This window comes from Polynucleobacter alcilacus (genome assembly GCF_018881545.1).
GTDB lineage: Bacteria > Pseudomonadota > Gammaproteobacteria > Burkholderiales > Burkholderiaceae > Polynucleobacter > Polynucleobacter alcilacus.
Genome location: NZ_JACVQD010000001.1, coordinates 1020178 through 1032689, shown reverse-complemented (window position 1 = coordinate 1032689; position 12512 = coordinate 1020178). Strand labels below are relative to the sequence as shown.

The 12512-nt window shown below is 45.9% G+C and carries 13 protein-coding genes; 7 read left to right on the top strand and 6 right to left on the bottom strand.

Annotation, left to right across the window (positions count from 1 at the left end):
• Position 1 precedes the first annotated feature (1 nt).
• The 5 genes from ICN45_RS05220 to ICN45_RS05200 are packed head-to-tail and all read right to left on the bottom strand — an operon-like array spanning position 2 to position 3291.
• On the bottom strand, positions 2 to 613 hold the full coding sequence (locus ICN45_RS05220; RefSeq protein ID WP_216174052.1) for a DUF2946 family protein: 612 nt from the start codon (positions 611 to 613) through the stop codon (positions 2 to 4).
• A gap of 8 nt (positions 614 to 621) precedes the next feature.
• Positions 622 to 1056: a nuclear transport factor 2 family protein gene (locus ICN45_RS05215; RefSeq protein ID WP_216174049.1), complete on the bottom strand. Its 435-nt coding sequence runs from the start codon at positions 1054 to 1056 to the stop codon at positions 622 to 624.
• A 23-nt stretch (positions 1057 to 1079) separates the two neighbouring features.
• A complete protein-coding gene (gene waaF / locus ICN45_RS05210) occupies positions 1080 to 2108 on the bottom strand; it encodes a lipopolysaccharide heptosyltransferase II (protein WP_216174046.1) in 1029 nt (342 codons plus the stop codon).
• Between the two features lie 46 nt (positions 2109 to 2154).
• Positions 2155 to 2343, bottom strand: coding sequence for a zinc-finger domain-containing protein (locus ICN45_RS05205; protein ID WP_216174043.1), 189 nt, complete (start codon positions 2341 to 2343; stop codon positions 2155 to 2157).
• 24 nt (positions 2344 to 2367) lie between these two features.
• Entirely contained in the window at positions 2368 to 3291 is a 924-nt protein-coding gene (locus ICN45_RS05200) for a branched-chain amino acid transaminase (protein ID WP_216174040.1), read from the bottom strand.
• A 201-nt stretch (positions 3292 to 3492) separates the two neighbouring features.
• Between ICN45_RS05200 and ICN45_RS05195 the strand changes: the two genes are divergently transcribed.
• From ICN45_RS05195 to ICN45_RS05165, 7 genes are all read left to right on the top strand, one after another.
• Positions 3493 to 4704: a phosphoglycerate kinase gene (locus tag ICN45_RS05195; RefSeq protein WP_216174037.1), complete on the top strand. Its 1212-nt coding sequence runs from the start codon at positions 3493 to 3495 to the stop codon at positions 4702 to 4704.
• A 2-nt stretch (positions 4705 to 4706) separates the two neighbouring features.
• Entirely contained in the window at positions 4707 to 6143 is a 1437-nt protein-coding gene (pyk, locus tag ICN45_RS05190) for a pyruvate kinase (protein WP_216174035.1), read from the top strand.
• Positions 6144 to 6183: 40 nt separating this feature from the next.
• Positions 6184 to 7248 (top strand): class II fructose-bisphosphate aldolase, encoded by a 1065-nt coding sequence (fba, locus tag ICN45_RS05185; RefSeq protein ID WP_216174032.1) that lies wholly within the window; start codon positions 6184 to 6186, stop codon positions 7246 to 7248.
• Positions 7249 to 7255: 7 nt separating this feature from the next.
• Positions 7256 to 8158 (top strand): phosphoribosylaminoimidazolesuccinocarboxamide synthase, encoded by a 903-nt coding sequence (locus ICN45_RS05180; protein WP_216174029.1) that lies wholly within the window; start codon positions 7256 to 7258, stop codon positions 8156 to 8158.
• 65 nt (positions 8159 to 8223) lie between these two features.
• Positions 8224 to 8718: a 5-(carboxyamino)imidazole ribonucleotide mutase gene (gene purE / locus ICN45_RS05175; protein ID WP_216174026.1), complete on the top strand. Its 495-nt coding sequence runs from the start codon at positions 8224 to 8226 to the stop codon at positions 8716 to 8718.
• 4 nt (positions 8719 to 8722) lie between these two features.
• Positions 8723 to 9907: a 5-(carboxyamino)imidazole ribonucleotide synthase gene (locus tag ICN45_RS05170; protein ID WP_216174023.1), complete on the top strand. Its 1185-nt coding sequence runs from the start codon at positions 8723 to 8725 to the stop codon at positions 9905 to 9907.
• A gap of 1 nt (position 9908) precedes the next feature.
• Positions 9909 to 11003 carry an L-threonylcarbamoyladenylate synthase gene (locus ICN45_RS05165; protein WP_216174020.1) on the top strand — a complete coding sequence of 365 codons (1095 nt, stop codon included), beginning with the start codon at positions 9909 to 9911 and terminating at the stop codon, positions 11001 to 11003.
• Here ICN45_RS05165 and dacB read toward each other — a convergent pair.
• The gene (gene dacB, locus ICN45_RS05160; RefSeq protein WP_216174017.1) at positions 10949 to 12487 is read right to left on the bottom strand and encodes a D-alanyl-D-alanine carboxypeptidase/D-alanyl-D-alanine endopeptidase; all 1539 of its coding nucleotides are present in this window, start codon (positions 12485 to 12487) and stop codon (positions 10949 to 10951) included. The genes ICN45_RS05165 and dacB overlap by 55 nt on opposite strands.
• Positions 12488 to 12512 lie beyond the last annotated feature (25 nt).

The window sequence follows — 12512 nt, the reverse complement described above, 5'->3', positions numbered from 1 at the left end:
ATTAAGCTCGAGGACTTGGGCTGTAATTAAATCGAGTACTAAGTTCGTTAGAGTGAACTGGATCTAACGATAATGATTTCCCATGCCAACTCCAGGAACCACCAAAGCTACATGCTTCTTCTCGCAATTTTGCTAACTCAGAAAAGAGATCTAAGTCGTGGTCATGTAAGAGGGCAACACTGAAATGATTCGCAGTCGATAAATCCGTGCTGTGACTTTCATCAGTTACTTGATTAATCAGGCCAACAATGTAAATATTGCCTTTTTCATCGCTTAAGGCAGCGTTTGGCTCAAGGTGGGTTTGGCATTGCGTAGTTAGCCGCAAGCCTTGTTCGCTTGGAAGTAGTCTGACTATCCATGGCGTGGCGTCTAGCGTGACAAAGACCCGTTGCGGACCATTCTGAAAAAAGTATCTTCCTAGCTCGTCAAATGCATAGTTTCTGGAGATAAAGTCATTCAAGGCTAGATGTTGAATGACCTGGCCTGGTAACTTATTTTGCTGCGTAAATTCATCGCGCATGCGCCATTGGCCGCGCCGATCTAATGCAAGCCAGCCGAAGCAATCCGGCACATTAGGCCACTTGATGAGCGATCGTAGTACTTGCTCATCCATGGGGATCTTTAATGCAAGCCGTGTGGTGTAGATGGGGCATCAAAAGTTTCTTCTGTTGATCGACTGGCATGCAGGTGAGCAATTCTCCAGCCTTGACTATCTTGCAGTAGAACTAGTGTGATATTCAGAAAAAATGCTGCTTCTATTTGGTCAGGTTTGAGATGAACTGCTTCTGTGGTGTCGTAGATCGATGCGCCTAAGATAGAGTGACTAATACAGGCGATTGGCTCAAGAAATAAAGGCTGCTTAGACAATAATCTTTCTAACCCTAGACGAATTTCTGCATGACCACTTAGGCGATGACCCTCAGGAAGTACGCAGGTAATAGAGTCATCATCTAGCCAAAGATCCAATGCCCCTTGTACGTTACGATGACGTAAGGCATCACGCCACGCGTCCACAACTTCATCGGCATTGTGAAAGAGTCTGGCAAGTTTGGTCATGGCTAGCTTTCCCTGAGAGGTAATTACAAGGTATTGAGTGTAGCCAAAACTTGTTCTGGCAATATATCTTTAAGGCACTTCAAGTGACCCAGCGGGCACTCTCTTTTATGGCAAGGACTGCACGGCAGATTAAGCCAAATGACCTGGGCCTTATCTGACAGTGGGGGTGTGTGTGCGGGGTCGCTGGAGCCAAAGATAGCTACTTGAGGGATCTTAAGGGCTGCTGCAATATGCATGAGCCCGGAGTCGTTACTGAGGACAGCTTTGCTTATCCCGATAAGAGCAATCGCTTCGTCTAGGGATGTGCTCCCACACCAGTTATGAATATTTTTTGCATCATCTGCTTGTGAAAGGATTTCTTGAGCGATCGCATCATCACCCTTACTACCGAGTAGGATGATCTGATTGCTTGAATCTTGCGTAATCAAGCTGGAGGCAAGTTTTGCAAAGTGGTCTGCTGGCCATCGTTTGCTCGGCCCATACTCAGCGCCTGGGCAGATAACATAAAGCGATCCAAAAGGAATGTGAGCATCATGCAGTTTTCGCTCTACAGATTCTTTTGCAGTAAGCGAAACGTTAAGCTTGGGCGTTAAATTAGCTAGAGGCTTTGACTCATCATCAAGAAGCTGAGTCAGTGCTTGGTAGTGATCCACCATTGGCGGGCGATTGAATTTGCTTGGATTATCTAGCGATAAATTAATAAGGCCAAAGCGAAATTCACCGCGATAGCCAATGCGAAATGGAATGTTAGCAAGCCAAGGGATGAGTGCAGATTTAAGACTATTGGGCAATACAAAACAGGCTTGATAATTTTTAGCCTCAAGCTTTTTCGCTAGATTCTTTCTAAGACCCCATTGCAATTGTTTGTGCTTAAACTTTGCGTCGATGACTTCATTCACTTCAGAGCAAGCGCGATAAATAGGGGCTACCCAAGTGCTTGCAAGAACATCAATCCTTGTATTTGGATAGAGCACTTTGAGGTTTGCAAGCAAAGGCTGAGTCATCACTGCATCCCCAATCCAGTTTGGGGCGATGATCAGAATACTTTGCATGTGATGTATCCCGACTCAGCGCCTCAGAGTAAGGCGCCGATAAGGCTTAGTGTCCGTGTGGCTCGGTGCCAGGAATAAGTTTGTAATCAGCACCGCAGTAGGGGCACTTCGCTTCCCCGGTTTTAGTGATGTCCAAGAAAACCCGTGGATGTGAATTCCAGGCAGGTGTTTGATTGGTAGGGCAATGCAATGGCAGATCTTTACCATCCACCATTACTGCTTGAGCTTGAGTCATGTTCTGCTTCCTAATTGCCAAATACTATTTAACGTATGTGAGCCACGATTTGTATTGATCGCTTCTTCCGTACACGGCATCAAAATAGGTTTTTTGAATTTTTTCAGTGATCGGACCACGCTTACCATCACCAATGCTGCGGTCATCTAATTCTCGAATTGGGGTGACTTCAGCAGCTGTACCAGTAAAGAAGGCTTCATCAGCAGAATAAATTTCATCGCGCGTGATGCGTTTTTCGCGCAGCTCAAGACCAAGATCTTTCACAATATCAATGATGGAATCACGCGTGATACCGTCTAGGCAAGAAGCTAAGTCAGGTGTATAAACAATGCCATCACTTATCATGAAAATATTCTCTCCGGATCCTTCAGAAACATAACCCTCGGTATCGAGTAATAAAGCTTCATCGTAGCCATTGGCAGTGACTTCTTGGTTGGCCAAAATCGAGTTGATGTAATAACCAGAGGCCTTAGCGCGCACGAGGGATGAATTGACAAAGTGGCGTGTAAATGAGGAGGTTTTAACCCGAATGCCTTTATTGATACCATCTTCACCTAAATAAGCCCCCCATTCCCAGGCAGCAATTGCCGTATGAATGGTATTGCCCTTAGGGGAAATTCCCAGCTTTTCGGATCCAATAAAGATAATTGGGCGGATATAGCAAGCCTCGAGCTTATTGCTATTGACTACATCAATGATGGCCTTGGAAATCACTTCAGGGCTATAGGGCATATTCATTTGAAAGATCTTGGTGCCATTAAAAAGGCGCTTTACGTGCTCTGGGAGGCGAAAAATAGCGGTACCTTGAGGCGTTTTATAGGCGCGGATACCCTCAAAAACACCCATTCCATAATGGAGGCTATGGGTTAGGACGTGAATATTCGCTTCACGCCAAGGAACTAGCTTTCCATCGGTCCAAATAAAGCCATCGCGGTCGGACATCGACATTTTTTCTACCTTTGTTCTATCAGTTAAATCCAGTTAATCGGGGCGCTCGGACAAGGGGTGCATGTCTTTTAGGCCCAAAATACCTCTTAGCCCTTATTGTAGAGCAGGTAGCGAAGTCGGATAGCTTCGACCATGAGGGTTGTAATCCTAGACGATTTAGAATGGAGATCTCCTCACAAATCTCTTTATTTGCCAAATCTCATGCCTGAATCCTTGTTTAAAGTTAAGCGCTTAAGTGAATTAGCCCAATCAGGCCAATTAAAGGGAAAGCGGGTATTTATTCGCGCCGACCTGAATGTTCCTCAGGATGAAGCGGGAAACATTACCGAGGACACCCGAATTCGGGCATCGATGCCTGCAGTGCAAATATGCTTGGATGCTGGCGCCGCCGTAATGGTGACCTCTCATTTAGGTCGTCCCACTGAAGGGGAATTTAAGCTCGAAGATAGTTTGGCTCCGGTAGCCGATCGAATGGCAACCATACTTAACCGCAAGGTGCCATTAATTAGTAATTGGGTTGATGGCGGTTTTGAAGTGAATCCAGGAGAACTGGTGCTTCTCGAAAATTGCCGCTTGAATGTGGGTGAAAAAAGGAATGACGATGCGTTAGCAAAGAAAATTGCTGCGCTGTGTGATGTGTATGTAAACGATGCTTTTGGTACAGCCCATCGTGCTGAGGCAACTACTTATGGAGTTGCAAAATTTGCCCCGATAGCCTGTGCGGGTCCGTTAATGGCTGCTGAGTTAGACGCTTTAAGCCGTGCGCTGGCGAGTCCTAAGCGGCCCTTAATAGCCATTGTTGCTGGATCAAAGGTGTCTTCAAAACTCACCATTCTTAAAGCTTTAGCAGATAAAGTGGATGAGCTGATTGTGGGTGGGGGTATTGCTAATACATTCATGCTGGCAAAAGGATTGCCCATTGGTAAATCTTTGGCTGAGCCAGACTTGGTCAATGAAGCAAAAGAGATTATGGAGCTCATGGAAAAGCGTGGTGCGCATGTGCCTATTCCTGAGGATGTAGTAGTTGCTAATGAACTTTCTCCGCTAGCTCGTGCTAACCGCGTGTCAGCAGATCAAGTGGCTGAAGATGACATGATTTTAGATATTGGCCCGAAGACTGCTGCACGTCTGTCAACCATGCTTGCACACGCTGGTACGATTGTCTGGAACGGTCCTCTCGGAGTATTTGAGATTGACCAATTTGGCGGCGGTACTAAAATGCTTGCGGCAGCAATTGCCCACTCGCCTGCATTCTCTATCGCTGGCGGTGGTGATACCTTGGCAGCAATTGCTAAGTATGGAATAGAAAATCAAGTGGATTACATCTCAACTGGCGGAGGTGCTTTCTTGGAATTCCTTGAAGGTAAAACTTTGCCAGCCTTTGCAGTACTAGCTGAAAGAGCGAAAGGTTAAATATGTTAAGAGCAACAAAGATTATTGCAACCCTAGGGCCCGCATCTGAAAAGCCTGAAGTATTACGTGACATGATTCGTGCAGGTGTTGATGTGGTGAGAATGAATTTCTCCCATGGCACTATTGCCCACCATAAAGCTCGTCATAAGTTAGTGCGCATGATCTCTGCTGAGGAAGGCAAGGAAGTTGGCATTATGGCTGACTTACAAGGTCCAAAAATTCGCGTTGGTAAGTTTATCGATAGCAAAGTCCTCTTAAAAGAGGGTGAGAAATTTATCCTTGACGTTGACTGTGAGCTAGGCAATCAAGGGCGAGTAGGACTCGATTACAAAGAATTGCCAAAAGATGTCAAACCAGGTGATCGTCTTTTATTAAATGATGGCTTAGTGGTATTGCGCGTAGAGAGTGTGAAGGGCGGTGAGATTTTTACAATAGTGGAGCAAGGTGGCCCACTGTCGAATAACAAAGGTATTAATCGCGCCGGCGGGGGTTTAACTGCTCCCGCTTTAACTGAAAAGGACATCACCGATTTAGATGCAGCAATCGCTATGGGGGTTGATTTCTTAGCCATTAGCTTTCCAAAAGATGGCGCAGATATGACTTATGCCCGCAAGTTGGCTGACGCTGCTAGCGCTAGACATGGTGTTGGTAAAGTGCGGACTATCGCTAAAGTAGAGCGTGCTGAAGCGATTGAACTAGAAGCACTGAAGAGCATTATTGCGGAGAGCGATGGCATTATGGTGGCGCGCGGGGATCTAGCGATTGAGGTTGGTAATGCTGCGGTTCCAGCTTTACAAAAGCGCATGATTGCATTGGCACTTGAAGCCGATAAATTTACGATTACCGCTACCCAAATGATGGAGTCAATGATTCATGCTCCAGTCCCAACCCGTGCTGAGGTAAGCGATGTGGCGAATGCGGTGCTAGACGGCACAGATGCCGTCATGCTCTCAGCAGAATCTGCTGCAGGTACGTACCCAGTGCAAACCATTAAAGCAATGGCGGAAATTTGTGTAGAGGCCGAGAAATCTAATCGCGTTAAATTAGATACTGATTTCTTGGATCAAACCTTCACTCGCATTGATCAGACTATTGCATTAGGTGCCTTATTTACGGCTCATCATTTGAATGCGAATGCTATTGCGGCATTGACTGATTCTGGTTCTACAGCAATTTGGATGAGCCGCCATAATATTCATGTACCTATCTTTGCCCTTACTTCCAAGATTGCTACTCAACGCGCATTAAGCACTTATCGCAATGTCACGCCAATTGGCCTTGATTGCTCTCAGGATCGCGATACTGCTTTACAAGAAGTCGAGGCCTGTCTAAAGAAGTCAGGCGTAGTGAAACAAGGCGATACCGTGGTATTGACTTCAGGTGAGCCAATGGGTGAGCCTGGGGGCACCAATACCCTCAAAATTATTCATGTGAAGTAATTGATTAACGTATTTAACCCATATTAATGAAGAGAACATCATGGCTTTAGTTTCTTTGCGACAACTCTTGGATCATGCTGCTGAAAATGGCTATGGCCTGCCAGCATTCAACGTCAATAATTTGGAACAAGTTACGGCGATTATGGAAGCGGCTCATGAGGCAGACTCACCAGTAATCATGCAAGCATCGGCTGGTGCTCGCAAGTATGCTGGCGAAGCATTTTTGCGCCATTTAATTTCTGCAGCGGTTGAGGCTTATCCACACATTCCAGTCGTGATGCATCAAGACCATGGTCAAAGTCCAGCGGTCTGTATGGCTGCGATTAAGAGTGGCTTTACGAGCGTCATGATGGATGGTTCTTTAGAAGCTGATGGCAAATCTGTAGCTAGTTATGAATACAACGTAGACGTTTCTAAAGAAGTAGTGAAATTTTCCCATTCGATTGGGGTCACTGTTGAAGCAGAGTTGGGTGTGCTGGGCTCACTAGAGACGATGCAGGGTGACAAAGAAGATGGTCACGGTGCTGATGGGAAAATGACTCGTGAACAATTGCTGACAGATGTTGAGCAAGCCGCTGACTTTGTTAAAGAAACTCAGTGTGATGCTTTAGCAATTGCAATTGGCACTAGTCATGGCGCGTATAAGTTTACCAAAAAGCCCACTGGCGATATTTTGGCGATTGAGCGTATTAGAGAAATTCATGCGCGCATTCCGAACACCCATTTAGTGATGCACGGTTCCTCGAGTGTTCCTCAGGAACTCTTGGCTGAGATTCGTGAGTTTGGTGGCGACATGAAAGAAACGTACGGCGTCCCCGTAGAAGAAATTCAAGAAGGTATTAAAAATGGGGTTCGTAAGATCAACATCGATACTGATATCCGTTTGGCTATGACAGGCGCCATTCGCCGTTACTTTATTGAAAATCCAAGTAAATTTGATCCGCGTGATTACCTAAAGCCAGCCCGTGAAGCGGCTAAGAAGGTTTGTATCGCGCGCTTTCAGGCTTTTGGATCTGCTAGTCAAGCATCCAAAATCAAACCAATTCCATTGGAAAAAATGGCTGAGCTTTATAAGAGCGGCAAACTCACCCAGATCGTGAAGTGATTTAAATATGCCCGCTTTGTATGCAAGTTCTATTAAGTCATTACCTCTATTGTCCAAAGGAAAGGTGCGGGATGTCTACGCTCTAGGCAATGACAAATTATTGATGATTACCACTGATCGTTTATCTGCATTTGATGTGGTGATGGGAGAGTCTATTCCGGAGAAGGGCATTGTCCTGAATCAAATGGCGAACTTCTGGTTTGATAAATTAGCTGCTGTAATTCCTAATCACTTGACTGGCATCGATCCGGCTACAGTTGTTGCTGCAGATGAAGTAAGTCAGGTGAATGGCCGTGCAGTCGTAGCAAAGCGTTTGAAGCCCATTTTGGTGGAAGCGGTTGTACGGGGATATTTAGCGGGTAGTGGCTGGAAAGATTACAAAGAAACTGGCAAGGTATGCGGAATTACATTGCCTTCTGGTTTAGAAAATGCACAAAAATTACCTGAGCCTATTTTTACACCTGCTGCAAAAGCAGAGGTGGGTGAGCATGATGAAAATATCTCATTTGAAAAAGTCGTTGAGTTGATTGGTGAAAAATTAGCCAATCAGATACGGGAAGTCAGTATTCGTTTGTATAAAGAAGCTTCTGAATACGCTGCCACTCGTGGAATTATCATTGCCGATACCAAATTTGAGTTTGGCTTGGATGATGCCGGCCAGTTAGTATTGATGGATGAGATTCTGACGGCTGATTCATCCCGTTTTTGGCCTGCTGAGACCTATTATGTAGGCTCAAATCCACCTTCGTATGACAAGCAATTTGTACGGGATTGGCTAGAGACTGCCATGGTAGATGGCAAGCTTTGGCCTAAAACCGCTCCCGCACCCCAATTGCCGGCAGATGTCATTGAAAAGACCGCTGAAAAGTATCGTGAAGCCCTGAGCCGTTTGACTCAGTCGCCTATCTAAAACATCTCAGGGATAATAGAGCCCTACATCGTATATCAGCGGATTTAAGGTATTTGGAGAGGTTCATGAGCAAAAAGCCAATAGTCGGAATAGTGATGGGTTCCAATTCAGATTGGGACACGATGCAACACGCCGCTCAAATGCTAGAGCAATTTGGTATTGCTCATGAAGCTAAAGTGCTCTCAGCACATCGGATGCCTGATGATATGTTCCAGTACGCAGAAGAAGCCCAGGCCAATGGTTTGCAGGCAATTATTGCTGGTGCTGGTGGAGCTGCGCATTTGCCAGGCATGCTGGCCTCTAAAACAATCGTTCCCATCTACGGTGTTCCAGTGGCAAGTAAATATTTACGTGGTGAAGACTCCCTGTATTCCATTGTGCAAATGCCAAAAGGTATTCCAGTTGCAACGTTTGCGATTGGTGAGGCTGGCGCAGCGAATGCAGCCTTGCATGTAATCGCAAGTTTGGCATTGCACGATGCTGATCTAGCAAAGCGCCTTGATGAGTTCCGCTCAAAACAGTCAGATACTGCGCGCGCTATGAATCTACCGGGATACTAATTACATGGTAGAGCACATGGAACCCATCTTACCGGGTTCATATTTAGGTATTTTAGGTGGCGGTCAATTGGGGCGGATGTTTACCCAGGCTGCTCAAGCGATGGGTTATAAAGTTTGTGTCCTTGACCCTGGAGCCGATAGTCCTGCTGGCTCAATTGCAGAAAAATTCATTCAAGCGGATTACACAGACTCTAAGGCTTTAAAAGAGATGGCATCTCTTTGCGCATCGGTGAGCACGGAATTTGAAAACGTTCCGGCACAGGCATTAGATGAGTTGGAGTCTTTGGGCGTGTTTGTTGCGCCGCGTAGCAGTTGTGTTTCATTGGCACAAAACCGCATTGCTGAGAAAAAGTTCTTAGCTACCTGGAAATCAGAAACAAATATTGGCCCTGCTCCAAACTTCGTCATTGAGCATGATGCGGATATTACTCATGTACCCGCAGACCTTTTCCCAGGCATCTTAAAGACGGCTCGCATGGGTTATGACGGCAAAGGTCAGATTACTGTTTATGATGCCGAAAGCTTGAGTGCGGCTTGGAATGACTTCGGTCGAGTACCTTGCGTATTAGAAAAACGCATGGAACTGGACTTTGAAGTTTCTGCCTTAGTGGTGCGTGGCTATGATGATGCCGTCGTGGCATATCCGGTAGCTCAAAATATTCATCGCGATGGTATTTTGCATACCACCACAGTACCTGCCCCGTCGTTGAAGCCTGCACAAGAGAAGAAGATTATTGATGCGGCTAAGGCGCTTATTCGTAAGATTGATTATGTCGGTGTACTTTGTATTGAATTCTTTGTACTCAAAAATGGCGATATCGTAGCTAATGAAATTGCACCGCGTCCGCATAATTCTGGTCACTACACGATGGATGCTTGTGTGAGCAGTCAGTTTGAACAACAGGTCAGGGCAATGGCTCGCTTGCCTTTAGGGGATACTCGTCAGTTGGCGCCGGTATCAATGCTGAATTTACTAGGGGATCTCTGGTTTGAGGGTAGTGAAGATCAATCTAAAGAGCCCGCTTGGAATAAAGTCCTTGCGCATCCGGATGCGAAATTGCATCTCTACGGTAAGTCAGAGCCCCGTATGGGACGCAAGATGGGTCACATCAATTGCCTAGGTGAGGCCTTAAATGAGGCTCGTCAAAACTGTGCTGCCGTTGCTACCGAATTAGGCATTGAGCCCTGAAATGTCTTCGGATAAGACGCCACTGCAATCCTCTGCAGTGATTAACGAGGCAGTGCAAACCTTGCGTGATGGAGGTTTGGTTGCCTTTCCAACCGAGACAGTTTATGGCTTAGGGGCGGATGCTAAAAATGCTGAAGCCATCCAGAAAATCTTCTCTGCAAAAGGACGCCCTTCAAATCATCCTTTAATAGTCCATTTGGCAGCCCCTGATAAATTTGATCGAGCACAAATTGATTGGCTTCCTTTACTTACTCCATGGGTGAGGGATTTATCTGATGATGCTTTGAAGTTGATGAATGCTTTTTGGCCTGGACCCTTAACCTTGGTTTTTAAAAAGGATAAGAGTGTTCTAGATGAACTGACTGGTGGTCAAGATACAGTCGCCATTCGGGCGCCTGCCCATCCTGTTGCACAAGAGTTGCTGCGTAAATTTAAGGGTGGTGTAGTAGCACCATCTGCCAATCGTTTTGGCAAAGTCTCACCCACCAGTGCTGCTGATGTGCGTAATGAATTTGAAGGTATGTTGGATTTAATGGTATTGGATGGGGGTGATTGTGAAGTGGGTATCGAGTCCACCATCATTGATCTCTCATCAGGGGATAGCGCTATTTTGTTGCGCCCTGGAGTAATTACCCCTAAAGAAATTTTGGCTAAGACCGGTATCACAGTCTATCAGCTAGATGAAGCAAAAGATCAAAATCTCATTCCAGTTCTTCCTAGAGTATCAGGAAGTATGCGCGCGCACTATGCTCCAACTACACCATTGCGTTTGTATGCTCCTGGTAGAGTCCTAGATGCTTTGAGTGAGTTTCCAGATATCAAGTCTCGCGTCGCTGTTGCAGTATGGGACTCTGAGTCCTCTCTGGGTGAGGATGGTCATCCATCTGTGCATTTCGAAGAGGTGGAGGTTCCTAGTAACAGCACCACTTTTGCGAGTCGTTTATATCGTTCTTTACGAGACTTAGACCAACAGGGCTGGGACTTAATACTGTTTCCTGAGCCACCCGCTGGCGAAGAATGGGATGGCGTCAGAGATCGACTTCAGCGCGCGTGTTTTGGCTCTGGTCCATCTTCAAGTAGCCACGCTAGTAATTGATCATGCGCCTCTAGTCCTTTCCAGGCATTGGGGTGATTGATAAACGACGTTACTGCATATAGCTTTCCAGATTTACTCAGCACATAGCCAGAGATTGCACGCACATCTGCCAGTGAACCAGTTTTAATTCTAGCCTCTGGTTTTTTCTTGAGATGTAAAAATTTTCGTAGTTGAGTCATTAAGCGATTCCGCATAGTGCCATCGGTACCAGCAATAGGCAGGCTGTTATAAAAGACATCACCTACTGGAAGATTACGAGCAGTGAACAGAAGTTGATTCATTTGCCCCGCTGAGATGGCTTCATTGCGTGATAAGCCAGAACCATTTTCAATAACTAGCCCTGAAAACTCCAGCCCATTTTGTTTTAGCCAACTCTGAATGACAAGTTCACCATTCGCTGTTGTGGCAGGCTTACCCATTTTTTCTAATGCCAGAGTGAGTAGAAGTTGGCGGGCCATCACATTGTTCGAGTACTTATTAATATCTTGCACGTCATCAGCCAGGTTGATGCCTTCAAACTGAAGTAATAAGCGTGCAGCAAGTGGAACCACACCATTTTTCCCTACCGGTGTTTGTGTCCAGGTGCCGCCTGCTAATTCCCAGGCAGCAGTAAAGCCTTGCGTCAAAAAGGTATTTGCATCAAGCACAACAACGTTGTAATTCACTCCCTTGCAAGCGCTTGGAAAGGCGCCAGAGAACTGGGCAATGAGCAGTTGCTCATTGTTGGGGTTACCTTCAGGGTCTAAATTAAAGCGAATATTACTTTTCCAGTTATCACAAGATCTATCGACCAATTGCATTTGGTTATTAATCTTGAGTTGTGAAAGGGCTGGCGTATAACTAATATCAATGAAATCTGCTGTACGTGATTTACCTATCTGGAATGAGAGCGTTCTAAAAGCATAGAGTAGGGGATCGGGCGGAACGTTATAAGCCCTGAGCGATTCGCCGTCGATGGTGTTGTGCTCCATAACGCTGGGTGCATAGGCGCTACGATCAAAAAAGAGATTGCCATCAATTTTTTGAATCCCCAGACCTTGAAGTGCCTTCATTAGCTTAGCCAATTCTTCTGGAATCAGTTTAGGGTCACCTGTGCCTTGTAAATAGAGGTTTCCTTTAAGCGTTCCTTGGCGGATCACGCCATCAGTATAGATATTGGTGCGCCAACGATATTGCGGTCCTAGAATATCCAAGCCGGCAAGAGTGGTAAGTAATTTCATGGTTGAAGCAGGGTTCATTGCTTCACTAGCGCGCCAATCCAAAATATTCTTGGCAAGATGTTTACCAGGGCGTCCTGGCTCAATTTCCATAACAGAGATGCTCACCGCATTTTTGGGGATTTGATTTCGCTCTAAGCTGCCAGTAACTGCGGGTGGTAGTGCTAAGGGAGTACCTTCAGCCCTCACCATAGGGGCAAGAAGAGAAGTTCCAATCCAGAAGATTATTGAAAGGAGGATGGGTAAGCGTTTAACAAGGGATCGCATTCCCGATAGGATAAACCTACGTAAG

What these genes read in the sequence shown, in the direction of transcription:
- ICN45_RS05220 (WP_216174052.1), bottom strand. Translation starts at nt 613, where the DNA reads ATGGATGAGCAAGTACTACGATCGCTCATCAAGTGGCCTAATGTGCCG.
- ICN45_RS05215 (WP_216174049.1), bottom strand. Translation starts at nt 1,056, where the DNA reads ATGACCAAACTTGCCAGACTCTTTCACAATGCCGATGAAGTTGTGGAC.
- waaF (WP_216174046.1), bottom strand. Translation starts at nt 2,108, where the DNA reads ATGCAAAGTATTCTGATCATCGCCCCAAACTGGATTGGGGATGCAGTG.
- ICN45_RS05205 (WP_216174043.1), bottom strand. Translation starts at nt 2,343, where the DNA reads ATGACTCAAGCTCAAGCAGTAATGGTGGATGGTAAAGATCTGCCATTG.
- ICN45_RS05200 (WP_216174040.1), bottom strand. Translation starts at nt 3,291, where the DNA reads ATGTCGATGTCCGACCGCGATGGCTTTATTTGGACCGATGGAAAGCTA.
- ICN45_RS05195 (WP_216174037.1), top strand. Translation starts at nt 3,493, where the DNA reads ATGCCTGAATCCTTGTTTAAAGTTAAGCGCTTAAGTGAATTAGCCCAA.
- pyk (WP_216174035.1), top strand. Translation starts at nt 4,707, where the DNA reads ATGTTAAGAGCAACAAAGATTATTGCAACCCTAGGGCCCGCATCTGAA.
- fba (WP_216174032.1), top strand. Translation starts at nt 6,184, where the DNA reads ATGGCTTTAGTTTCTTTGCGACAACTCTTGGATCATGCTGCTGAAAAT.
- ICN45_RS05180 (WP_216174029.1), top strand. Translation starts at nt 7,256, where the DNA reads ATGCCCGCTTTGTATGCAAGTTCTATTAAGTCATTACCTCTATTGTCC.
- purE (WP_216174026.1), top strand. Translation starts at nt 8,224, where the DNA reads ATGAGCAAAAAGCCAATAGTCGGAATAGTGATGGGTTCCAATTCAGAT.
- ICN45_RS05170 (WP_216174023.1), top strand. Translation starts at nt 8,723, where the DNA reads ATGGTAGAGCACATGGAACCCATCTTACCGGGTTCATATTTAGGTATT.
- ICN45_RS05165 (WP_216174020.1), top strand. Translation starts at nt 9,909, where the DNA reads ATGTCTTCGGATAAGACGCCACTGCAATCCTCTGCAGTGATTAACGAG.
- dacB (WP_216174017.1), bottom strand. Translation starts at nt 12,487, where the DNA reads ATGCGATCCCTTGTTAAACGCTTACCCATCCTCCTTTCAATAATCTTC.